The organism is Micromonospora rubida, assembly GCF_009908295.1.
Taxonomy (GTDB): Bacteria; Actinomycetota; Actinomycetes; order Mycobacteriales; family Micromonosporaceae; genus Micromonospora; species Micromonospora rubida.
Genome location: NZ_JAAALO010000004.1, coordinates 566,513 through 588,068 on the forward strand (window position 1 = coordinate 566,513; position 21,556 = coordinate 588,068).

The following is a 21,556-nucleotide window of genomic DNA, read 5'->3' on the forward strand; positions in this document are numbered from 1 at the left end:
CGAACGTGACTCATCTCGACCGGTGCGACGAGGCCGGGCGGACGTGGGTGACCGGGGCGATCGCCACGGTCGAGGCGGACGCCAACCGGTCCGCCGACACCCACCTGCTGCCGTTCCCGCTCCCCCGGGAGTGGGGGATCGACCTCTATCTCAAGGACGAGTCGTCGCACCCGACCGGCTCGCTCAAGCACCGGCTCGCCCGGTCGCTGTTCCTGTACGGGCTGTGCAACGGCTGGATCGGCCCCGGGACGACCGTCATCGAGGCGTCCTCCGGTTCCACGGCGGTCTCCGAGGCGTACTTCGCCCGGATGCTGGGGCTGCCGTTCATCGCGGTGATGCCGGCGTCCACCTCACCCGAGAAGATCGCCCAGATCGAGTTCCAGGGCGGGCGCTGCCACCTGGTCGACGACCCGGCCAAGGTGGTGGTCGAGGCCCGCTGGCTGGCCGAGGACTCCGGCGGCCACTTCATGGACCAGTTCACCTACGCCGAGCGGGCCACCGACTGGCGGGGCAACAACAACATCGCCGAGTCGATCTACGCGCAGCTCGCGCTGGAGCGGCACCCCGTGCCGGCCTGGATCGTGGTCGGCGCCGGGACCGGCGGCACCAGCGCCACCATCGGCCGATACACCAGGTACCGCCGGCTGCCCACCAAGCTGTGCGTGGTCGACCCGGAGAACTCGGCGTTCTACCCGGCCTGGCAGGCGGCCGACTGGTCGATGTGTACCGGCCGGGGCTCCCGGATCGAGGGCATCGGCCGGCCCAGCGTCGAGGCTTCCTTCCTGCCCGCCGTGGTGGACCGGATGGTCCAGGTGCCCGACGCGGCCTCCCTGGCCGCCATGCGGGCCGGCTCGACCCTGCTCAGCCGGCGGGTGGGCGGCTCCACCGGCACCAACCTCTGGGGCGCGTTCGGCCTGATCGCCGGCATGCTCGCCGAGGGCCGCACCGGCTCGGTGGTCACCCTGATCTGCGACTCCGGGGACCGGTACGCCGACACGTACTACGCCGACGACTGGGTGGCCGGGCAGGGCCTCGACCTCGCCCCGCACCTGGCCACCGTCGACCGCTTCCTCGCCACCGGCGCCTGGCCCGGGTGAGGAACGGCCCGGCGACGCCCTCGGCGGCGGGGCCGGCGGTTGACCGGCCGCCGGGCCGGGGCGGCGGCGGGAGACGCCGACGTGCGCGTCAGCGCCCGGGGACCCGCTCGGCGAGGCCCGGGTAGCGCAGCACCCAGCCGTCCGGGTCGACGTCCAGGTCGGTGGTGAAGGTGCCGCTGGCGAACCGGACCCGGCCCGCGCCGAGCGCGGTGTAGACCTGCTCGACGGGGACCACGGCCAGGCTGGGCACCAGCACCCACGCCACGGTGATCCGGTGCGTGGTGTCCGGCGCCGCCGACGCCAGCCGCAGCCGGCGTACCGGAAGGGTGTTGAACAGCGGCGACCCGCCGAGGTCGACGTCGACCGCGTCGGCCAGCCGGTCCGGCTCGTCGGTGCCCGGCAGCCCGGCCGGGGGGTGGCCGGCGGCCCGCAGCGCGGCGTCCAGGTTGCCCTGCTCGGAGGTGGTCACCCGCCACCGGTCACCGGCCGGTTCCAGCCGGATGCTCCGCTGCCAGCCCGCCCCCTCCGCCTCGACCTCCAGCCGGCGGACCGTCCAGTCCGGCCCGGTGGTCAGTTGGTAGCGGCAGGTGCAGGCGATCGGGTCGACGGACACGGCGACACCTCGCGCGGTCAGCCCGTCCCGGTCGTCCAGCAGGGCGTGCTCGGCACCGGCGGTGTCCGTCCGGGCCCAGAACAGCGACTTCGGCATGGTCGGCATGAACCGGACGTTACGCCACGGCGCGAGCGCCGGCAGCGCATGCGGAAACGCCGCCGCGGAGCGTGGGCTCCGCGACGGCGTTCCGGTCTTCGTCAGATCAGTGGGTACGCGCCGGCGGCCGTCCGCCGAACCCGCGCCGGTCGTCGCGCGGCCGGTCGTCCCGTCCGCGTCCCTCGGGCCGGAAACCGCCCCGCCGGTCGCCGGTGCGCGGGTCCCCGCCGGGCTCGCCCGCGTAGCGGCGCTCGCCCGTGGGCCGGTCGCCGTAGCCTCGCTCGCCGGTGGGCCGGTCCCCGTAGCGGCGTTCGCCCGTGGGGCGGTCGCCGTAGCTACGCTCGCCCGTGGGCCGGTCGCCGTAGCCTCGCTCGCCCGTGGGGCGGTCGCCGTAGCGGCGTTCGCCGGTGGGCCGGTCCCCGTAGCTACGTTCGCCGGTGGGCCGGTCGCTGTAGCCTCGCTCGCCGGTGGGGCGGTCGCCGTAGCGGCGTTCGCCGGTGGGGCGGTCCCCGTAGCTACGTTCGCCGGTGGGGCGGTCGCCGTAGCGGCGCTCGCCCCGGCCGCCACGGTCGTCGAACCGGCGCGGTCCGGACGAGCGGTCGCCGCTTCGGCGGGGTGCCGACGGCTCGGCGCGGACCGGCACGCCGCTGGGCTCGCGGGCACCGGTCAGCTCGGCCAGGACCTGGTCGCCGGCCCGGACCCGGCTCTCCATCGGCTCGACCCCGGCCTTCTCCAGCATCGCCAGGGTGGTCCGGCGCTGCTTCGGCAGCACCAGGGTGGCCACCGCGCCGGACTCGCCGGCCCGGGCGGTACGCCCCGCGCGGTGCAGGTAGTCCTTCGGGTCCTTCGGCGGGTCCACGTGCAGCACCAGGGTCACCCCGTCGACGTGGATGCCCCGGGCCGCCACGTCGGTGGCGACCAGCACGTCCATCCGACCCTCGCGGAACTCGGCGAGGGTGCGGGTCCGCATGCTCTGGGTCTTACCACCGTGCAGCCCGCCGGCCCGCACGCCGACGGCGGCGAACTGCTCGACCAGTCGGTCCACGCCGAGCTGGGTCCGGGCGAAGAGCATGGTCCGGCCGGACCGGGCCGCGATCGAGGCCGTCACGGCGAACTTCTCGTGCGGCGGGATCAGTAGCATGTGGTGGTCCATGGTGGACACCGCAGCGGTGGCCGGGGCGGTCGAGTGGGTGACCGGATCGGTCATGAACCGCCTGACCAGCGAGTCGACGTCACCGTCCAGGGTGGCCGAGAAGAGCAGCCGCTGGGCGCTGGCGGGAGTCTTCGCCAGCAGCTCGGTGACCTCGGGCAGGAAGCCCATGTCGGCCATCTGGTCGGCCTCGTCGAGCACGGTCACCTCGACGTCGTCCAGCTGGCAGACGCCCCGGTTGATGAGGTCGCCCAGCCGCCCGGGGGTGGCCACCACGATCTCCACCCCGCGGCGGAGCGCGTCGATCTGCCGGTCGTACGGCACGCCGCCGACGGCGGTCTTGAGGAAGATCCCGACCGCCTTGCCGAGCGGCACGAGCGCGTCGTTGACCTGCATGGCCAGCTCCCGGGTGGGGACCAGCACCAGGGCCCGCGGGCGCAGCGGGCGGGCCCGGTTGCGCTCGGCGAGCCGGGCGATCAGCGGCAGGCCGAAGGCGAGGGTCTTGCCGGAACCGGTCTGGCCCCGACCGAGGACGTCCCGGCCGGCGAGCGCGTCGGGGACGGTGGCCTGCTGGATCGGGAACGGCGTGGTGATGCCCTGCCGGTCGAGCGCCCGGACCAGCGACTGGGGCAGCCCGAGGTCGGCGAAGCTGGCCTTGGACTCCGGCGTGGCGTCGGCCTCGGCGGTCACGGCCGCGTCGGCGGCGTCAAAGTCAGCGGCCGGGGTGGGCTCTTCGGGGGCGGCGGCGACAGCGGCGTCGCCGGTGCCGGCCGGAGGGGTCTGTCCAGCCGAGGCGTCGAAGGCGGACGGGAACGTACTGGGGTCAGCAAAGGTGGTCAAGAAATGCCTCTCGAGCGGGGCGCATCTTCGCGATGGCCTGCCGCAGCTGAACGCCGCCGAATCGCCCGCAAGATCGCCCATGGGCGCGCCTCGTGCGCGCCGCCAGGTCAGTGATCGTCATCAAGTGTACGGCGACTCGGCAAACCCGCCACCGCGCCGCGACGGGTAGTGGGCGGGCTCACCATTGCCCGCGGCGTCACTTGTTGAGCAAACCTCCCACCAGACCGCCCATGGCGTCGTTGGCCACCAGGACGACCAGCACGCCGATCGCGACGAGCAGGCCGAGCGACACCGCCAGGACGGCCACGACCTTGGTGGTGCGCGACCGGGGCGTCGGGGCGTCCGCCCAGCCCTGGGCGAGGATGTGCCCGGTCAGGGAGCCTGAGTTGTCCAGCGCGGCCCCCGTCGGCAGCGCGATCGTGGCGAACCCCGGCCCCTCGGTGCCGTATGCGGTGCTGGCCAGGTCGGCGGTCGCCGGATCCGGTCGGCCGGGCGTCGGTGCCGCCGGCCAGGCGGTGGTCGGGGCGGCGCCGTACAGGCCGGGGGTCGGTCGGTCGGCGGTGGGAGCGGGACTGCCGGAGACCGGCCGGCCCGGCGTCGACGCGCCCGGGCGGACTGCGGGGCCATCGCGGTGGGAGGTCGGCTCGGACGGCGGCCAGGCCGGCAGCGCGGGAGCCGGGACCACCGGGGGCGGCGCCGCGGCCGGCGGTCGGCTCGCCGGTGGCGGCCCGCCCGCGATCGGGCCCGTGGTGCCCGCCGTTGGAGCCGGCCAGCCCACGCCGGCGTCCGAAGCCGGCGGTGCGGAGGCCGGCCGGCCCGGGAGGAACTGCACCGCCGACGCCGACGCGGTCATCGGCGGCGGCGGGAACGGCGGCGCCGGCATGGGGCCGGGGGGCGGTGGCGGCGGCACCGGCGGCCCGGGTACGGGCGGGATCGGACCCGGGCCAGGCGCGGGCGGCACCGGCGGCGCGGGCGGGATCGGACCAGGCCCGGGCGTGGGTGGAAGTGGACCCGGGCCCGGCGGCGTCGGCTCGGGAACCGGGGGATTCGGCGACGGCGGGGTGGGGCCGGGGACCGGCGACGGCGGGTTGGGTCCGGGGACCGGCGTCGGCGGGGTCGGCTCGGGGACCGGCGGCGCGGGCACCGGGGCGGGCTCCGGCTCCGGGACGGGCGGCACCGGTGGCCGCGCCGGCTCGGGTGGCTCGGGGCTCACCGGGGTCGACCGGTACACCTTGGCGCTGCCGTGCGTCGTCCCGCCCGAGCCGGGGGAGGAGCCCGCGTTCCTCGCCGCCCCGGCCTCGCCCGCGGAGATCCGGCTCAGGCCGGGCACCGAGGCGCTGGCCCGGGCAGTTGCGGGCGCGGCGTCGCCGCTGCGCTGGGCCGGCACGACGGGCGCCGGCCGGGCGGTCCCCGGGCCGGCCGCAGCGGCGTTGGAGGCGTCATCGTCGCCCACGGCGGGGTTGCCGGCCGGGGCTGCCGGGGGCCCGTCGGCGGTCGCCGGGGCGGGGACGCCGTCACCCGTCGTGGGCGCGGCGGTGCGCCGCTCGGCCGTGGCGGCACCCGACCAGGACGACGGCGTGCCCGCGCGGTAGGTGGTCCCGCCGCTCGCTGCGGCGGCCGGCAGCGTCACCCCCTGTGGCGGGGCGGCGGCGACGCTCACCCGGGCCCGCGCGGCCCCGGCCGGCACGGCCGCCCGCCCGGTCGGCCCCGACGGGTCGCGGAAACGGCCGGGTGTCACCGCCGGGTCGTCACCCGGTGCCGTACCGGCCCGGGCGTCCCCCGTGCCGGCCGCGTGGTCGGCGGGGCCGGGCGTGGATCCGGGGTCGACCGTCTCCGCCGGAACCTCTTGCTTGCCCATGGTCGTCCTCCGTGCCCGCGCTCGCCCCCGCACCCGTGGCACCGGGCCGGGAGTGTATGGGTGTCACGGTGCCACATTCCCGCCAGGCCGCACAGCCGGAGTGGACGGTTGGCCTCAGCCGGCCTGGGTCGTCGACGCCCTTGGTGAGGCGCTGTCGCTCGGCGCCAGGCTGCTGGACTGGGTCGTCGGCGCCGGCGGCGGGGTGTCCGGCGTGCTCGCCGACGGCGAGTGCGACGGGGTCGGCGACGAGCTGGGCGGCGGGGACGTGGTCGACGGCTTCGGCGTCGTCGGCTTCGGCGTCGGGGACTTCGTCGGCGTGGGGCTGAGCGTGGGCTTCGGCGTGGGCTTCGGCGTGGTCGGCGGCTTCGTGGGCTTCGGCGTGGGGGACGTGGGCGGGCCGGGCACCGCACCGACGACCCGGGTCGCGGCGTAGAGCCGGGACCAACCAACCGTGGAGATCTTCACCGTCTGGCCGGTGGTCGGGGCCTGGACCATCTTGCCGCCGCCGATGTACATCCCGACGTGGTGGATCGTCGTCCAGCTGCTGCCGGAGGCGAAGAAGAGCAGGTCACCGGGGAGCAGGGCGCCCTGGCTCACCGCCCGGCCCCGGGTCGCGTAGTACTGGTCGCGGGAGACCCGGGGGAGCTGGCGGTAGCCCGCCGACCGGTAGGCGGCCCACATCAGGCCGGAGCAGTCGAAGGCGTCCGGGCCCTCCTCGGACCAGACGTACGGGTCGCCGAGCTGGGCCAGGGCGTAGCGCACCGCGGCCAGCGCCACGGGGCTGGCGGTGAGGCCGTTGGTGCTCTGCCCCTGGACGTACGACGCGCCGAGCTGCTGCTCGACCGCCTCCTGCTGACGCTCCAGCTCGATGAGCTGCGCGGCGTTGTCCCTGCGCAGCTTGAGCAGATTCGCCTCCTGCTCGCGGAGCGACTTCTCCACGGCGGCGTACTGCTCCCGGACGGTGCCCACCCGGGTGTCGGCGGCCAGCCACGCCTGGTAGGCGAGCTGCTCGGCGGTGCGGGCCCGGGCCAGCTCGCCGGCGGCGCCGGTGGTGGCGCCGTCGGCCTGCTCGCCCCGGGTGATCTGCGTGAGCATGTTGAGGCCGTGCAGGTCCCGGGCGAACTCGCCGGGGGGCAGCGCGGCTGCGGCCTTGAACGCGCCCGCGGCGGCGGCGTCGGCGCCGTCCTGGGCCTTGGTCAGGCCGTCGCGGGCCGTCTTGAGGCCCTGGTCGGCGGTCGCGAGCTGGGCCTCCGCCTCGGTGCGGGTCTGGCGCAACCCGAGCAGTTGGTCGCCGAGGAGTCCCACCTGGGCCTCGGCGGCGGCGATCAGGGCGGCGAGCGGACCGTTGCCGAGGGGCGCCAGGGGTGTGCTGCCCGTGCCGGGGAGCCCGCCGGGGCCGTTCACGCCGGGCAACTGGGCCCCGGCGGCGGCGACCGGGCGTGACCCGGTGTCGGGGACGACGTTGGGCAGCGGCGGCTCGGCATACGCGGGGGTGGCGAGCGCGGCCGTGACGACCAGGCTGAGCAGGGCGGACCAGAGCGTTGGTCGAAGCACCGGAGAGAACAGCGGGGGCCTCCGTCGTTGCCGTCGTCGGCTCTGCTGGCTCTGCACCATTCCGCTCCCCGTCCGGCGTGAACTGGACCGCGCTTGGTCGGCGCGGCGGCGGCGGCATGTCCTGGTGTGGCACGCCCCACCCTGTCTTACCGCACCGGAGCAAAGATGTCGATGCGGTGACGGGTAACGACCGGCTGTGAGTTCGGTGAAGTACGTCGCTGTGCCCGACCGGGCAGACATCCCGTCGGGGACCCGACGTAGGCTCGACCGGACCGCAGGTGGAAGGGACGTGGCTTTCGATGGACGCCGGACTCAAGCGTGAGCTCGAAGCGAAGGTGTACGCGGGGGAGCGGCTGACCCGTGAGGACGGGATCGCCCTCTACGACAGCGACGACCTGACCTGGCTGGGCCGGTTGGCCCACCACCGGCGCACCGAGCTGAACGGCGACCGGGTGATGTTCAACGTCAACCGGCACCTGAACCTCACCAACGTGTGCTCGGCGTCGTGCGCGTACTGCTCCTTCCAGCGCAAGCCCGGCGAGAAGGACGCGTACACGATGCGCATCGACGAGGCGGTCCGTAAGGCCAAGGAGATGGAGGACGAGCAGCTCACCGAGCTGCACATCGTCAACGGCCTGCACCCGACGCTGCCCTGGCGCTACTACCCGAAGGTGCTGCGTGAGCTGAAGGCGGCGCTGCCGAACGTCAAGCTCAAGTGCTTCACCGCGACTGAGGTGCAGTGGTTCGAGAAGATCAGCGGCCTGAGCGCCGACGAGATCCTCGACGAGCTGATGGACGCCGGCCTGGAGTCGCTGACCGGCGGCGGCGCGGAGATCTTCGACTGGGAGGTCCGGCAGCACATCGTCGACCACGCCTGCCACTGGGAGGACTGGTCGCGGATCCACGCGCTGGCCCACTCGAAGGGCATGAAGACCCCGGCGACGATGCTCTACGGCCACATCGAGGAGCCCCGGCACCGGGTCGACCACGTGCTGCGGCTGCGTGAGCTCCAGGACGAGACCGGCGGCTTCGCCGTCTTCATCCCGCTGCGCTACCAGCACGACTTCGTCGACTCGGCGGACGGCAAGGTCCGCAACCGGATCCAGGCCCGCACCACGATGGCCTCCCCGGCCGAGTCGCTGAAGACCTTCGCGGTCTCCCGGCTGCTCTTCGACAACATCCCGCACGTGAAGAACTTCTGGGTGATGCACGGGCTCTCGGTGGCCCAGCTCTCGCTGAACTTCGGCGTGGACGACCTGGACGGCTCGGTCGTGGAATACAAGATCACCCACGACGCCGACTCGTACGGCACCCCGAACACGATGCACCGGGACGACCTGCTGCACCTGATCTGGGACGCCGGCTTCCGTCCGGTCGAGCGCAACACCCGCTACGAGGTCGTCCGCGAGTACGACGCCGCCCCGTCGCTGGCCGAGCGCCGGTCCGAGCCGCAGCAGGTCTGGGCCTGACCGGCCCGTACCCTCGTATGCCATGAGCGAGTCGAGTCAGCCTGACCAGGGCGGGTTTCCCCGGCGCGATGCCCAGGGGCGCGTCGTCGCGCTCGGCGACCTGCTCGGGGTGAGCCTCGCCGGCATGGTGATCGGCCTGCTCGCCCTACTGCTGCTCGACTGGGGCTTCGCCACGGTCGGCGCGGGCGACTTCGGCCGGGCCAACGGCTGGCTGGCGATCATCCTGCCCGCCTGGCTGTACTGGGAGGACTTCCGGGCCTGGGAGTTCGGTGCGGCCCGGGTGGTGGCCGCGCTGGCGGCGGCCGTGCTCGCCGTGGTCGGCGGCCTGCTGGTGGCCGGCTTGGTCGACGGGTTGCCGCCGATGGTCTCCGGCGGGCTCGCGGCCACGACGTTCACCATGGTGTACGCGGTGGTGTGGTTTCTTGGCGTCCACTGGCTGGCCCGGCGGACGGGCTGAACAACCCTCCCGCCCGGGCGAGCCGGCGGCTGTATCCTCCCGCCGGCGAGCCGGCGGAGAACGGAGTGCGAACGTGAGCGCGGCGGTCAAGTACACGCTGGGCCGGATCGGGCTGTTCGCGGTGGTCTTCGTGGCGCTCTGGCCGGTCGGGATGAACATCTTCCTGCAGCTGATGCTGGCGTTGGCGTTCTCCGCCACGCTCTCGTTCTTCCTGCTCCGGGGCTGGCGGGACGAGATGGCCGGGGAGATGTCGGAGGCCGCCGAGCGGCGCCGGGCCGAGAAGGAGCGGCTGCGCTCCGCGCTGGCCGGCGACGACCAGCCCGCCGAGGGCGGCCCCGGAGACCAGCGTCCCTGAGCGTGAGCCGGGCCTGAGCGTGAGCCGGGCCCGGGCCGTCCCCGGGGACGAGCCGGGCCCGGTGCCGTTTTTCCCTACCAGTTGGTCGAGCCCCGGACCACCGGCCAGGGCCGGTTCGCCGGCTTGACCAGGTACGCGATGCCGCCGGATCCGCCGGTCACCGTGCCGTCGGCCCGGTAGCGCTTGGTGCGCTGCCAGATCTGCTCGAACTGCTCCCGCTTGTACACGTTGCGCACCTCCGCGTTCGTCGACGACGCCGGGTCGTTGACGATCACGTCGCCGTCGGCGGTGAAGCCGACGACCACGAAGAGGTGGCCGGAGGTGCCGTAGTTCGACCCGTCCAGCTCGGTGGCGAGGAAGGACTGCGAGGTGATCACCGGGATGCCGGCCTTGATGAACCGCTCCACCTCGTCGAGGGAGTGCAGCCGGGTCACCCGGGCGTCGATGCCGGAGAAGCTACCCGCGTACGCGGTGTTGAACGGCCAGTTGCCCGCGCCCTCGTACTCGTAGTCCCAGGTCATCCGGGCTGCGTGGGCCACCTGCGGGTCGACGTAGCCGGGGGTGATCCAGGACATGTCCTGCGCCGACGGCAGCTTGCGGTAGTACTCGAGCACCATCGTGGTGGACGTCGGGCTGCACCAGACCTGGCCGCCGCCGCCCCACTCGGGGTAGTTGCCCGAGTGGATCATCTGGGAGCGGGCCGGGACGGCCAGCTCGGTGCCCCAGGCGATCCCGCCCCGGCTCGGGGCGACGGTGAACCGGTCCGGGACGTTGGAGCTCATCGCGCCGACCATCCGGACCTGGGGTGATGCCGCCTGGCCGGGCTTGCGGTAGAGGCCGACCCGGAGCTGGTACGACCGCAGCAGCACCCCGGCCTCGGCGTCGTCGATCGAGAACGTGTCGGTCCAGACGCTCGACCACGGGTCGCCCTGACCGTCCAGGGTGGCCCGCTTGATGTCCTGGTCGCCGGAGGCCCAGCGGCTCATGACGTACCACGGGGTCTGGCTACCGGTGTTGTAGGTGCCCTGGAGTTCGACCTGGATCCAGGTGCCTGCCGGGGTGTCGGCGTTCCACGAGGCGACCAGCTCGGTGGCGTCGAAGCCGATCCTGGTGCGCGGCGAGGTCCAGGTGGCGTACTCCCAGGTGGCGGTGGTGCCGCTGTGCTCGTCGGTGAACTCGGTGGTGCCGGCGGGCCGGCCGATGGTGATCCCGGTGTGGTGACCGGGGACGGCCCGGGTGCCCTGGTGGGCGCCGGAGCGCCAGTCGGGGTAGCGGGACCACTCCTGGAAGGTGATCTCCTCGTCGTGCGCGACGGTGGAGGGATGGGCGCTGGCGGGGGCAGGGACGGCCGCGCCGCCGAGGGCGAGCGCGGCGACGCCGGCAAGGGCGACCGCGCGCAGGGCTCTGCTGACCATGGGATCTCCGCGAAGTGAGGCGGGTCGGGGCGTACTTGCCGGTCACTATCCCGCCTGGAGGGAAGTTTCGCCAGATGTTGAGGGATGGAAAATCGTTGCCAATGTGAGGATCAGGTCGGGATGGGGAAAGCAGCGAAACATATTGATATGACCATGTGACGGGTGATGAAGTGTGCGACACAGAACGGGATTTCCCCGTGCCCTGAGGAGGTTGTCCATGGCCTTCCGTACTCCCGTCCGCCTGCGTCGCGCGCTGGTGCTCGCCACCGCCGCCGGCCTGGGCCTCACCGTCGCCACCGGCCCGGTCTCCGCGCGACCGGCCCCGGAGAGCACCGCCGAGCCGGCCGCCGCCGAGTACCGGGTGCTCGGCCCACGTACCCTGGCCGACCGCAACGCGGTGGCCCGCACCGGTGCCGCCATCGACTCCAGCGAGCACGGCATCCTGCATGTCTCGGCCACCACGGACGAGGCGTCGGCGATCCAGCGGCTCGGCTTCCGGCTGGAGAAGGAGGTGGTCCCGGCCGCACCCGCCGGAGAGGTCGGCACCCTGGGCTTCCCGTCCGCCGACTCGAACTACCACGACTACGCCGAGCTGACCGCCGCGGTCAACAAGGTGGTCGCCGACCACCCGACCATCGCGCGTAAGACCAGCATCGGCCGGTCGCACGAGGGCCGGGACCTGATGGCGGTGAAGATCTCCGACAACGTGGCCACCGACGAGGCCGAGCCGGAGATCCTGTTCAACTCCCAGCAGCACGCCCGCGAGCACCTGACCGTCGAGATGGCGATCTACCTGCTCAACATGTTCACCGACAGCTACGGCAGCGACTCCCGGATCACCAACATCGTCAACTCCCGGGAGATCTGGATCGTCCCCACCGTCAACCCCGACGGCAGCGAGTACGACATCGCCACCGGGTCGTACCGGTCCTGGCGCAAGAACCGGCAGCCCAACAGCGGCTCGACGGCGGTCGGCACCGACCTGAACCGGAACTGGGGCTACAAGTGGGGCTGCTGCGGCGGCTCGTCCGGCTCCGCGTCGTCGTTGACCTACCGCGGCCCGTCCGCCTTCTCCGCCCCGGAGACGAAGGCGATGCGCGACTTCGTCAACAGCCGGGTCGTCGGCGGGGTGCAGCAGATCAAGGCCAACATCGACTGGCACACGTACTCGCAGCTCATTCTCTGGCCGTTCGGCTACACCACGGCGAACACCACCACCGGGATGACCGCCGACCAGTACAGCACCTTCGCCACGCTCGGCCAGCAGATGGCGGCCACCAACGGGTACACCCCGGAGCAGTCGAGCGACCTCTACATCACCGACGGCGACAGCCTCGACTGGATGTGGGCGACGTACGGCATCTGGGCGTACACCTTCGAGATGTACCCCGGCTCGTCCGGCAGCGGTGGCGGCTTCTACCCGCCCGACGAGATCATCCCCGCCCAGACCTCGCGGAACAAGGAGGCGGTCCTGCTGCTCTCCGAGTACGCCGACTGCCCGTACCGGGTGATCAACAAGCAGGCGCAGTACTGCGCCTGACCGTCCTGCGGGGTGGGGCCCACGCCGGGCCCCATCCCGTGACGGGGCGTGCGCGCAGCGAGATGACCCCTGGCTCAGCCAGGTGCGAGCGGAACGTGCGCTACCGTGGCACCGACCATTCCGCAGCGAAGCCGGTGTGAATCCGGCGCTGTCCCGCAACTGTGATGCCCCACCCGTGGCGTCCCGCCCCTTCCGGGGCGGGCGTGGGGCCGGCCACGACGGCCGGTTCCTTTCCAGGCGTCGGCCGGTCGGCCGGCGCCGCCGTGTGTGGCGAGCCAGGTCGCCTGCGGCGCGGTCGCGATACGCGCCTTCGAGGAAGGGCGCCTCGCGGACGGGCATCCGCACCACGGCTCCTGTCGGCGAAGCACCACGCTCCTCGACCGACAGGAGGACATGTGTTCCGACGTACCCCCCGGCTCTTCGCCGCGACCCTCGCGGTGGCCGCGCTCGCGCTCGGCGCCTGCGCCGAGAAGAGCTCCGACGACACCCCCGCCGCAGGCGGCAGCTCGGCGTCCGCCGCGTTCCCGGCCACCGTCGGCAAGCTGACGCTGGAGAAGCGTCCGGAGAAGATCATCTCGCTCTCGCCGAGCACGACCGAGATGCTCTTCTCCATCGGCGCCGGCAAGCAGGTCACGGCCGTCGACGACCAGTCGGACCACCCGCCGGAGGCGCCGAAGAGCGACCTGTCCGGCTTCCAGCCGAACGCCGAGGCGATCGCCGGCAAGGCCCCCGACCTGGTGGTGCTCTCCACCGACACCAACAAGATCGTCGACCAGCTCACCACGCTGAAGATCCCGGTGTTGATCACCCCGGCGGCGGTCACCCTGGACGACTCCTACCGGCAGCTCACCGACCTCGGCACGCTCACCGGCCACCCCACCGAGGCGGCCGACGTGGTCCGGCGGATGAAGGACGACATCGCCAAGCTGACCAAGGACCTGCCACAGCGGTCGACGAAGCTGACCTACTACCACGAGCTGGGCCCGGAGCTGTACAGCGCGACCAGCAAGACCTTCATCGGCTCGATCTACGCCCTCGCCGGCCTGGAGAACATCGCCGACCCGTCGGACGCCGACGGGCGCAACGGCGGCTACCCGCAGCTCTCCCAGGAGGTCATCGTCAAGGCGAACCCCGACTTCGTCTTCCTGGCCGACACCAAGTGCTGCAAGCAGAACCCCGAGACCGTCAAGGCGCGCAGCGGCTGGGCGGGCGTCACCGCCGTCAAGAACAACCAGGTCGTCGCGCTCGACGACGACATCGCCTCGCGCTGGGGCCCCCGGGTCGTCGACCTGCTCCGCTCCGTCGTCGACGCCGTGGCCAAGGTGCCGGCGTGACCCTGGACGACGGGCGTTGAGCGGGCCCACCGCCGTGCGGAAAGCACCGACCCCCACCCCCGTGGACCGGCCGGCCGGGCTGCGGCCCGGCTGGCTGGCCGCGGGGGTGGTGGCCGTGCTGGTCGCGCTCGTCGCCGGGGTTTCCCTCGGGCCGGTCAGCCTCCCCCCGGGCAGCGTCGCCGCCGAGCTGCTCAACCTGCTGCCCGGGGTGCGCCTCGACAGCGGGCTGACCGAGCGCGAGATCGCCATCGTCACCGAGCTGCGGCTGCCCCGGGTGGTGCTCGGGCTGCTGGTCGGCGGGCTGCTCGCCCTGGCCGGCGGCTGCTACCAGGGTGTCTTCCGCAACCCGCTGGCCGACCCGTACCTGCTCGGGGTGGCGGCCGGGGCCGGGCTCGCCGTCACCGCCGTGATCGCCCTCGGCGCCGGGGCGGGCGGCGCGCTGACCGGGCTGCCGGTCACCATCCCGCTGGCCGCGTTCGTCGGCTCGCTCGGCGCGGTCGCCATGACCTACCTGCTCGGGGCGGCCGGCGGGCGGGGACGCTCGACGGCGACGCTGATCCTGGCCGGGGTGGCCGTGTCCGCGTTCCTCTCCGCCGGGCAGACGTACCTGCTCCAGCGCAACTCCGACACCATCCAGCAGGTCTACTCGTGGCTGCTCGGCCGGCTCGCCACCGCCGGCTGGCACGACGTCCGGCTGGTCCTGCCGTACTTCCTGCTCACCACCGTCGTGGTGCTGCTGCACCGCCGCGAGCTGGACGTGCTGTCCGTCGGCGACGACGAGGCCAGGGGCCTCGGCCTGCACCCGCAGCGCTCCCGGTACCTGCTGATCGCCGCCGCCTCGCTCGGCACCGCCGCTGCGGTCTCCGCGTCCGGGCTGATCGGCTTCGTCGGGATCATCGTGCCGCACACCGTGCGGCTGCTCGCCGGGTCGAGCTACCGGGTCGTCCTGCCGCTGTCCCTGCTCTTCGGTGGTGCGTTCCTGGCGCTGACCGACGTGGTCGCCCGGACCGCCGCCGCCCCCACCGAGATCCCGATCGGCGTGGTCACCGCGCTGCTCGGCGGCCCGTTCTTCGTGCTGGTCCTGCGCACCGCCCGCCGGGCGCTCACGTGAGCGCCCCCGTCCCCGCCGGCCGGCCGTCCGGCGCACCCGCCGTCGAGGTACGGGACCTGCACGTCACCCTGGACGGGGCGCCGGTCCTGCGCGGCGTCGACCTGCGCGTCGAGCCGGGCGGGTGGGTCACCGTGATCGGCCCGAACGGCGCCGGCAAGTCGACCCTGCTGCGCGCCGTCGGCGGCCTGCTGCCCGCGCCGGGCGCCATCTCCCTGTTCGGTACGCCGAGCGAGGCGCTGCGCCGCCGCGACCGGGCCCGGGTGGTGGCCACCGTCGCCCAGTCCCCGGTCGTCCCGGCCGGCATGCCGGTCTTCGACTACGTGCTGCTCGGCCGGACCCCGTACATCCCGTCGCTGGGCCGGGAGTCCGCCGCCGACCTGGCCGCCGTGCGGGACGTGCTGGACCGCCTCGACCTGGCCGGCTTCGGCCGCCGTGAGCTGGCCACCCTCTCCGGCGGCGAGCGGCAGCGGGTCTTCCTGGCCCGGGCGCTCGCCCAGGGGGCGACCCTGCTGCTGCTCGACGAGCCGACCAGCGCCCTGGACATCGGCCACCAGCAGGAGGTGCTGGAGCTGGTCGACCAGCTCCGCCGCGAGCACGGCCTCACCGTCCTCGCCACCATGCACGACCTCTCCCTGGCCGGCGAGTACGCCGACCGGATGGTCCTACTCGCCGCCGGCCGGGTCGCCGCGGCCGGGCCGCCCCGCGACGTGCTCACCGAGGAGCTGCTGGCCCGGCACTACCGCGCCTCGGTCCGCGTCCTACCCGGAGAGCACGGCCCCCTCGTGGTCCCCGTCCGCCCCCGGGTGAAAGGAAGGGCACCCTGTTAACGCTTTCGGTATAGGAAGGGCCCCTTCCCAACCGTGCGGCCCGGCCCGCGCCCCGGCGCGGCACGGGGACCGGCGCGTCAGCGGGACTCGACGCGGCCCAGGGGGTGGGTGCTCGTCGTCAGCTCGGCGTTCGCCGCAGCCCAGTTGCCGTCCCCCGGTTGCAGCGCGCTGCGCAGGTAGGCCAAGGTGAGCCGCTGAAGCAGGGCGACACGGTCGGGGCTCTCGTCGGTCGTCTCCGCGACCGACCAGCCGGGAATCCCGCCGAGGGAGTGCTCCGCCCCGTACAGGGTGAGCAGGCTCTTGGGGCCGGGGCTGAGGTGGTACGGGTCGGCGAACCAGTCCGGCCCCCGGACGGTCAGGCCGGACTGGTCCCGGTCCCCGGCGACCACGAGGGCCGGCGTGGTCATCTGCGCGAAGCTCGGGTTCATGAAGGGGAAGTGCTCGGCCGCGAACGGGCTCAGGTCGGTGCCGCCCGTGCCGGGCGTGGCCAGCAGCACCCCCGCGCCGACCCGGGGGTCGGACATGTCCTCGCCGGGCGTGCCGTCGGCGCCGAGGACGCGTGCGCCCAGCAGCATGCTCACGGTCTGGCCGCCCCAGGAGTGTCCGGCGGCGGCGACGCGGCTGCGGTCGACGCGCCCCCGGAGGCCGGGCACGGCGTCCTCGACGCGATCGAACTCGTCGAGGACGCGCCGGAGGTCCGCGACGCGGAAACGCCAGATCTCGGGGTGACGGGGGTCGTCGGGGGTGACGTCGAGCGTCCGGGAGTCGAGGTGGGTGGGCTGCACTACCACGAACCCGTTGGCCGCCCAGAAGTCGACCAGCGGGGCGTAGCCGTTCATCGACCAGCCGAAGCCGTGCGAGAAGACGACGACAGGCAGTTCGTGACCGGTCACGGGCGCCGAGACTCGTACCTGAAGGTCCTCGCCGCGGCCCGGTGCTGGCAGCGCCACCGGAGCGACCGAGACGACCGGAACGGGCGCGCTGGCCCTCGGGTCTGAGTGAGGCATGACTTTTCTCCCTTGGGGTGACATCATGAAGAAGCGGAACAGCGTTCCGTCTAGACGATACGGAACCGTGTTCCGTTTGGCAAGGGGGTGTGACGCCATGGCCGTCGACGAATCGGGGGTGTCAGGCGCGCGGAGGCGGGCCGACGCCCGGCGCAACGAGCAGGCCCTGCTCGACGCGGCCGCCGCGGCCTTCCTCGCCTGCGGCGTCAACGCGCCGGTACGCGACATCGCCGCCCGCGCCGGCGTCGGCGTCGGCACGATCTACCGCCACTTCCCGACGCGGGCGGATCTCGTCGTCGCCGTCTACCGGCACCAGGTCGAGGCCTGCGCCGAGGCCGGCCCGACCCTGCTGGCCGACTGCGACACCCCGTGCGTCGCACTGGCCCGCTGGATCGATCTCTTCGTCGAATTCCTCGTCACCAAGCACGGCCTCGCTGAGGCGCTGCGCTCCGACGACGCGGCCTTCGAGGCCCTGCACGCCTACTTCCTCGACCGCCTCGTGCCCGTCTGCGCCCGGCTGCTCGACGCCGCGGCCGCAGCAGGCGAAGTCCGCCCCGACGTGGCGGCCTACGAGCTGATGCGCGGCGTCGGCAACCTCTGCATCGGCGCGGGCCACGACCCGCGCTACGACGCGCGCCGGCTGGTCGACATCCTCGTCGCGGGGCTGCGTCCGCAGTAGCGGCGCAGCTCAGCGGGCGATGACGGAGAAGAGGGCGCCCTGCGGGTCGCGGAGGGCGGCGAGCCGACCCTGGGGGATGTCGCGGGGCGGGACCAGGATCGTGCCGCCCAGCTCGGCGGCCCGGGCGGCGGTGGCGTCGGCGTCCGCCACGGCGAAGTAGACGGTCCAGTACGCCGGCAGATCGGCCGGGAAGTCGTCGCCCAGCGGCGGGATCATCCCGCCCACGACCCGCCCGCCCAGCCGCCACCCGGTGTACGTGACCGGTTCCGTCGGCTGCTCCTCCGGATGCCAGCCGAAGACCAGCTCGTAGAAGACCTTCGCGCCCTCCGGGTCCGGGGTGACCAGCTCGTTCCAGCTCATCGCCCCCGGGACGTTGAACAGCTCCGCCCCCGGGTGGGCCATCGGCTGCCAGACGCTGAACACCGCGCCGGCCGGGTCGGCGAAGACCGCCATCCGGCCCTGGTCGAACACGTCGAACGGGGCGACCAGCACCTGCCCCCCGGCCGCCTCCACCCGGGTGGTGACCAGGTCCGCGTCGTCGGTCGCCACGTACGTCGACCAGATCGGCACCTGGTCCGGGGTGGCCGGTGGCCCGGCGCCCGCCACCGACCGGCCGTCCTTGAGGAAGGTGGTGTAGCCGGCCGCCTCCGGCTGCGGGGCGATCCGGCCGGTCCAGCCGAACAGCTCCGGGTAGAAGCGCCGCGCGCCCGCCAGGTCCGGGGTGGCCAGGTCGGCCCAGCACGGCGTGCCCGGCGGGACGGTGCTCACGCTGACCCCTCTCGCAGGGGGCGGCCCCGGCGGGACGCCCTGCCCGCATCCTGGCACCGCGGCCGGGCCGGGCGGGCGGAATTGGGACGAACTGCCCCGGGCGGCGTCGACCGCCCGCCCTCCGCGTGGTGCCGTCGGGGCGGGTCAGTGGAAGCGGCGACCCTCGTCGCGCCGGTACGCCCACCCGGCGAGCGCCGCCAGCCCCACGATCCACACGCCGAGCATGGCCACCGAGAGCGGCGCGGGACGCCAGGGACCGACCGCCGCCCACATCAGCTCCACCGCGCCCCGGGTCGGCAGGTACGGCGCGATCGCCTCGACGAACGCGGGCGCGCTGCCCGGGGGGGACAGCAGCCCGCCGCCGAACGCCAGCGGGAAGAAGACGACCTGGGCCATCACGATCGCCGCCTTGCTCGGCAGCGCGTACCCGATGGACAGGCCCAACAGGGTGAACGGCACCGAGATCAGCGCGACCGCGGCGACGGCGAGGCCGAACGCCCCGGGGCTGATCCGGGCGTCGGTGAGCAGCGCCGCGATCACCACGACCGGCAGCAGGGAGAGGAGGGTCAGCGCCAGCCCCGCGAGCACCCGGCCCGCGAAGCGCGGCCCCGGGCCGGCCGGCAGCGTGCGGGTGTACGGGTTCCAGGGCTGGGCGCGGTCCTCGGCCACGCCGACGCCGTACTGGAAGATGTTGGCGCTCATCACCGCGAAGGTGACCATGGCGGCGGTGGCGTAGGTGGCGCCGGTCGGATCGTCCCCGGCGAACGGGACCACGAAGAAGAGCATCGACACGGCGGGGAAGAAGGCGCTGCCGAAGACCGCCACCGGGATCCGGATCGTCTCCAGGAGCTGGTAGCGGGCGTGCACGAGGGCGAGTCTCACGGGAACCGGTGTCTCCTCAGGCGGTGGCGGGCTGGCCGGCGTGGTCGGCGGCGGTCGGTGGGGCGACCGTCCCGCCGGGGACGACGTCCTGCCCGCCCGGTGCGGTGATCGCGAGGAACGCCTCCTCCAGCGAGGTGGGACGCACCTCCAGGTCGTGGAACGGAGCGCCGCTGGCCACCAGCGCCCGCACCAGCCGGTCGGCGTCGGTGGTGAGCAGGTGGGTGCGGTCCTCGACGCGCTCGACCCGGACCACCCCGGGCAGCGCCGGCAGGTCGGCCGCGACCAGGCTGACCCGGCGTACGCCGACCACCCCGCGGATCGCCTCGGTGGTGTCGTCGGCCAGCACCCTGCCCTCCCCGATCACCACCACCCGATGCGCCAGCGCCTCCACCTCCTCCAGGTAGTGGCTGCTCAGCAGCACGGTGCCGCCGTCGGCGTGGAAGCTGCGGATCGCCTCCCAGAGGCTGTGGCGGGCCTCGACGTCCAGCCCGGTGGTCGGCTCGTCGAGGACCACCAGCCGGGGCCGCCCGATGAAGGCGAGCGCCACGGCCAGCCGGCGGCGCTGGCCACCGGAGAGCCCGCCGGTCTGCCGCCGGGCCTGGTCGGTGAGGCCGAACCGGTCCAGCAGCTCGCCCCGGGGGACCGGGTCCGGAAAGTGGGCGGCGACGAAGTCGACCACCTCGCCGACCCGCAGCGTGCCGGGCAGGCCGGTCTCCTGCGGGGTGACCCCGATCTGCTGGCGGTGGGCGGGGTCGCGCGGGTCGCCGCCGAACAGCTCGACCCGGCCGGCGGTGGGCCGGCGCAGCCCGACCAGCAGGTTCAGCAGGGTGCTCTTGCCGGCGCCGTTCGGGCCGAGCAACCCGACCAACTCGCCCGCGTGCACGTCGAGGCTGACCCGGTCGAGGGCGAGCACGTCGCCGTACCGGCGGGTGGCCTGGTCGGCGCGGGCGAGGATCATGACGGCTCCTTCGTGGTCGGCCGGCGGACAGTTGCCGCCGCCCTATGGTGTACTCCCCGCACGCTACCGGGGACAGATGTCGTCGGTAGATCCCGCGATTCACCTAGAGCCAATGCGGTGCGGCTGACCCGTCGCACAGGACACAGGGGAGGGTCGATGGCGAGCCCGAGCGGAAATCTCGACGTCCAGCCGGAGGCGCTGAGCGCGTTCGCGACGACGTCCCGGGAGCGGGCCGATCGGTTCCGCCAACTCCATCAGTTGTTCGGCGACACACATGTGCCCCGGCACGCGTTCGGCGTGATGCCGGCGTCGTTCGGCCTGGCCGCCGCGTACGCCGAGCAGTTCGAGTCGTGCCTGCAGGGGCTGGCGGACGGGGCCGACGTGATGGCCGACATCGCCGAAGGGCTGGACGAGACGGCCGGCTCGTACACCGGCTCGGACGTGGACAACCGGGACCTGTTCGCGCCTGGCCGGTCGGACGCGCCCGAACGTGCCCCGTTGATGCCCGGCCGGCCGCCCGTGCCCGACGCCGGTCACGAGCCCACCCCGTCACCGTCGGCCACCCCGTCACCGACGCCCCAGGCGGCCCCGACCGTGGCTGAGGGGGGCCGATGAGCACCGAGGCGCTCCAGCGCAACAAGACCTACTTCGAGTAGATCGTGTCGGGCACCCCCGACCCGTTCAAGCCGCTGTCCAACGCCGTGCTGTGGCCGCTTGAGCAGCTCCTGGAGCTGGTCGCCGGCGAGCCCGACGACCTCATGCGCGCCGCACAGCACTGCATGAGCGCCGGGGAGGCGGTCCGGCGGCTCGCCGGGGACCAGGTCGCCGACCGGGCCCGGCTGCGCGGCGCCTGGTCCGGCGACGCGGCCGAGAGCTTCCACGCCACGATGGAGTCGGTGGAGGAGGCGATCGAGGAGCTGGCCCGGGGCCTGGACGGCACCAAGGACGTGCTGGTCGACGCGGCCAACGCGGCGGTCGACGCGTTCAACCTGCTGGTCGAGCTGATTCTGGAGTTCCTGATCTGGTTCCTGACCGAGGTGATCATCGCGGCGGTCGCGGCGGTGCTCAGCGCGGGCATCTCGCTGGCCGCGACCGTGGTCCGGGTGTTCGCCCGGCTCGCCACCACCGTCGGCCGGATGTGCAAGATCGTGGCCCGGTTCGCGGAGATCCTCGCCAAGCTGGCCACCAAGCTGCAGAAGGTCGCCGAGCTGCTCACCCGCTACCGCCGGGCGGTGATGGAGATTCGCAAGGCGAAGAAGGCGCACCGGGCGTGGAACTCGACCGGGTGGTCGGCCGAGGGGCGGGCGTTCCAGATAGAACGGTTCAAGACGCTCTTTCCCGGCAAGCTCGCCATCAACGTGGCGTCCCCGGTCAACGTCAACGGCCTCTTCGGGGCGCTGCTGGACACCGGGACGGGGCTGGACGACATCTCCGACGGGACCAAGGACCGCAACTACCTGCACGACGGGACGTACCGTGAGGACCTCGGCCCGTACACGACGGGTGTGCAGAACATCTTCGACACCATCGGCAACTGAGAGGACGA

At 73.6% G+C, this 21,556-nt stretch carries 19 protein-coding genes and 1 pseudogene; 11 read left to right on the plus strand and 9 right to left on the minus strand.

Features of this window, described 5'->3' with window-relative positions; all coding sequences use genetic code 11:
• Positions 1–5: 5 nt before the first annotated feature.
• The gene (gene cds1, locus GVV04_RS17090) at positions 6–1,097 is read left to right on the plus strand and encodes an L-cysteine desulfhydrase Cds1 (RefSeq protein ID WP_161689021.1); all 1,092 of its coding nucleotides are present in this window, start codon (positions 6–8) and stop codon (positions 1,095–1,097) included.
• Positions 1,098–1,185: 88 nt separating this feature from the next.
• On the opposite strand, the gene GVV04_RS17095 is transcribed toward cds1, so the two are convergent.
• From GVV04_RS17095 to GVV04_RS17110, 4 genes are all read right to left on the minus strand, one after another.
• Positions 1,186–1,815 (minus strand): putative glycolipid-binding domain-containing protein, encoded by a 630-nt coding sequence (locus GVV04_RS17095; RefSeq protein ID WP_235966241.1) that lies wholly within the window; start codon positions 1,813–1,815, stop codon positions 1,186–1,188.
• A 97-nt stretch (positions 1,816–1,912) separates the two neighbouring features.
• Positions 1,913–3,796 carry a DEAD/DEAH box helicase gene (locus tag GVV04_RS17100; protein ID WP_201753579.1) on the minus strand — a complete coding sequence of 628 codons (1,884 nt, stop codon included), beginning with the start codon at positions 3,794–3,796 and terminating at the stop codon, positions 1,913–1,915.
• Positions 3,797–3,992: 196 nt separating this feature from the next.
• On the minus strand, positions 3,993–5,654 hold the full coding sequence (locus GVV04_RS17105) for a hypothetical protein (RefSeq protein WP_161689022.1): 1,662 nt from the start codon (positions 5,652–5,654) through the stop codon (positions 3,993–3,995).
• Positions 5,655–5,768: 114 nt separating this feature from the next.
• Positions 5,769–7,268 (minus strand): C40 family peptidase, encoded by a 1,500-nt coding sequence (locus GVV04_RS17110; protein WP_161689023.1) that lies wholly within the window; start codon positions 7,266–7,268, stop codon positions 5,769–5,771.
• A gap of 239 nt (positions 7,269–7,507) precedes the next feature.
• On the opposite strand from GVV04_RS17110, the gene mqnE reads away from it, so the two are divergent.
• The 3 genes from mqnE to GVV04_RS17125 all read left to right on the plus strand — a co-directional run bounded on the left by mqnE (position 7,508) and on the right by GVV04_RS17125 (position 9,489).
• Positions 7,508–8,677 carry an aminofutalosine synthase MqnE gene (mqnE, locus tag GVV04_RS17115; RefSeq protein ID WP_161689024.1) on the plus strand — a complete coding sequence of 390 codons (1,170 nt, stop codon included), beginning with the start codon at positions 7,508–7,510 and terminating at the stop codon, positions 8,675–8,677.
• 22 nt (positions 8,678–8,699) lie between these two features.
• The gene (locus tag GVV04_RS17120; RefSeq protein WP_161689025.1) at positions 8,700–9,134 is read left to right on the plus strand and encodes a hypothetical protein; all 435 of its coding nucleotides are present in this window, start codon (positions 8,700–8,702) and stop codon (positions 9,132–9,134) included.
• A gap of 73 nt (positions 9,135–9,207) precedes the next feature.
• Positions 9,208–9,489, plus strand: coding sequence for a DUF4229 domain-containing protein (locus GVV04_RS17125; protein ID WP_161689026.1), 282 nt, complete (start codon positions 9,208–9,210; stop codon positions 9,487–9,489).
• Between the two features lie 74 nt (positions 9,490–9,563).
• Here the strand turns inward: GVV04_RS17125 and GVV04_RS17130 are convergent, their stop codons facing one another.
• Positions 9,564–10,904 carry a peptidase C39 family protein gene (locus GVV04_RS17130; protein WP_161689027.1) on the minus strand — a complete coding sequence of 447 codons (1,341 nt, stop codon included), beginning with the start codon at positions 10,902–10,904 and terminating at the stop codon, positions 9,564–9,566.
• A gap of 217 nt (positions 10,905–11,121) precedes the next feature.
• Between GVV04_RS17130 and GVV04_RS17135 the strand changes: the two are divergent.
• The 4 genes and pseudogenes from GVV04_RS17135 to GVV04_RS17150 form a co-directional block, all read left to right on the plus strand.
• Positions 11,122–12,438, plus strand: a pseudogene (locus GVV04_RS17135) (M14 family metallopeptidase); the annotation flags it as partial.
• Positions 12,439–12,839: 401 nt separating this feature from the next.
• On the plus strand, positions 12,840–13,778 hold the full coding sequence (locus GVV04_RS17140; RefSeq protein ID WP_161689029.1) for an ABC transporter substrate-binding protein: 939 nt from the start codon (positions 12,840–12,842) through the stop codon (positions 13,776–13,778).
• A 34-nt stretch (positions 13,779–13,812) separates the two neighbouring features.
• Complete coding sequence (locus GVV04_RS17145) at positions 13,813–14,889, plus strand: FecCD family ABC transporter permease (RefSeq protein WP_161689431.1); 1,077 nt, start codon at positions 13,813–13,815, stop codon at positions 14,887–14,889.
• Positions 14,886–15,716 (plus strand): ABC transporter ATP-binding protein, encoded by an 831-nt coding sequence (locus GVV04_RS17150; RefSeq protein ID WP_161689030.1) that lies wholly within the window; start codon positions 14,886–14,888, stop codon positions 15,714–15,716. Before GVV04_RS17145 ends, GVV04_RS17150 begins: the two co-directional genes overlap by 4 nt.
• Positions 15,717–15,793: 77 nt before the next feature.
• On the opposite strand, the gene GVV04_RS17155 is transcribed toward GVV04_RS17150, so the two are convergent.
• A complete protein-coding gene (locus GVV04_RS17155; protein WP_161689031.1) occupies positions 15,794–16,723 on the minus strand; it encodes an alpha/beta hydrolase family protein in 930 nt (309 codons plus the stop codon).
• Positions 16,724–16,820: 97 nt separating this feature from the next.
• Between GVV04_RS17155 and GVV04_RS17160 the strand changes: the two genes are divergently transcribed.
• Positions 16,821–17,402 carry a TetR/AcrR family transcriptional regulator gene (locus tag GVV04_RS17160; RefSeq protein ID WP_161689032.1) on the plus strand — a complete coding sequence of 194 codons (582 nt, stop codon included), beginning with the start codon at positions 16,821–16,823 and terminating at the stop codon, positions 17,400–17,402.
• A gap of 9 nt (positions 17,403–17,411) precedes the next feature.
• On the opposite strand, the gene GVV04_RS17165 is transcribed toward GVV04_RS17160, so the two are convergent.
• The 3 genes from GVV04_RS17165 to GVV04_RS17175 form a co-directional block, all read right to left on the minus strand.
• The gene (locus GVV04_RS17165; RefSeq protein WP_161689033.1) at positions 17,412–18,170 is read right to left on the minus strand and encodes a VOC family protein; all 759 of its coding nucleotides are present in this window, start codon (positions 18,168–18,170) and stop codon (positions 17,412–17,414) included.
• A gap of 144 nt (positions 18,171–18,314) precedes the next feature.
• Complete coding sequence (locus tag GVV04_RS17170) at positions 18,315–19,052, minus strand: ABC transporter permease (protein ID WP_161689034.1); 738 nt, start codon at positions 19,050–19,052, stop codon at positions 18,315–18,317.
• A gap of 16 nt (positions 19,053–19,068) precedes the next feature.
• The gene (locus GVV04_RS17175) at positions 19,069–20,010 is read right to left on the minus strand and encodes an ABC transporter ATP-binding protein (protein WP_161689035.1); all 942 of its coding nucleotides are present in this window, start codon (positions 20,008–20,010) and stop codon (positions 19,069–19,071) included.
• A 156-nt stretch (positions 20,011–20,166) separates the two neighbouring features.
• On the opposite strand from GVV04_RS17175, the gene GVV04_RS17180 reads away from it, so the two are divergent.
• Positions 20,167–20,625: a type VII secretion target gene (locus GVV04_RS17180; protein ID WP_235966243.1), complete on the plus strand. Its 459-nt coding sequence runs from the start codon at positions 20,167–20,169 to the stop codon at positions 20,623–20,625.
• A 44-nt stretch (positions 20,626–20,669) separates the two neighbouring features.
• Positions 20,670–21,548, plus strand: coding sequence for a WXG100 family type VII secretion target (locus tag GVV04_RS17185; RefSeq protein WP_328822427.1), 879 nt, complete (start codon positions 20,670–20,672; stop codon positions 21,546–21,548).
• Positions 21,549–21,556: the final 8 nt, after the last annotated feature.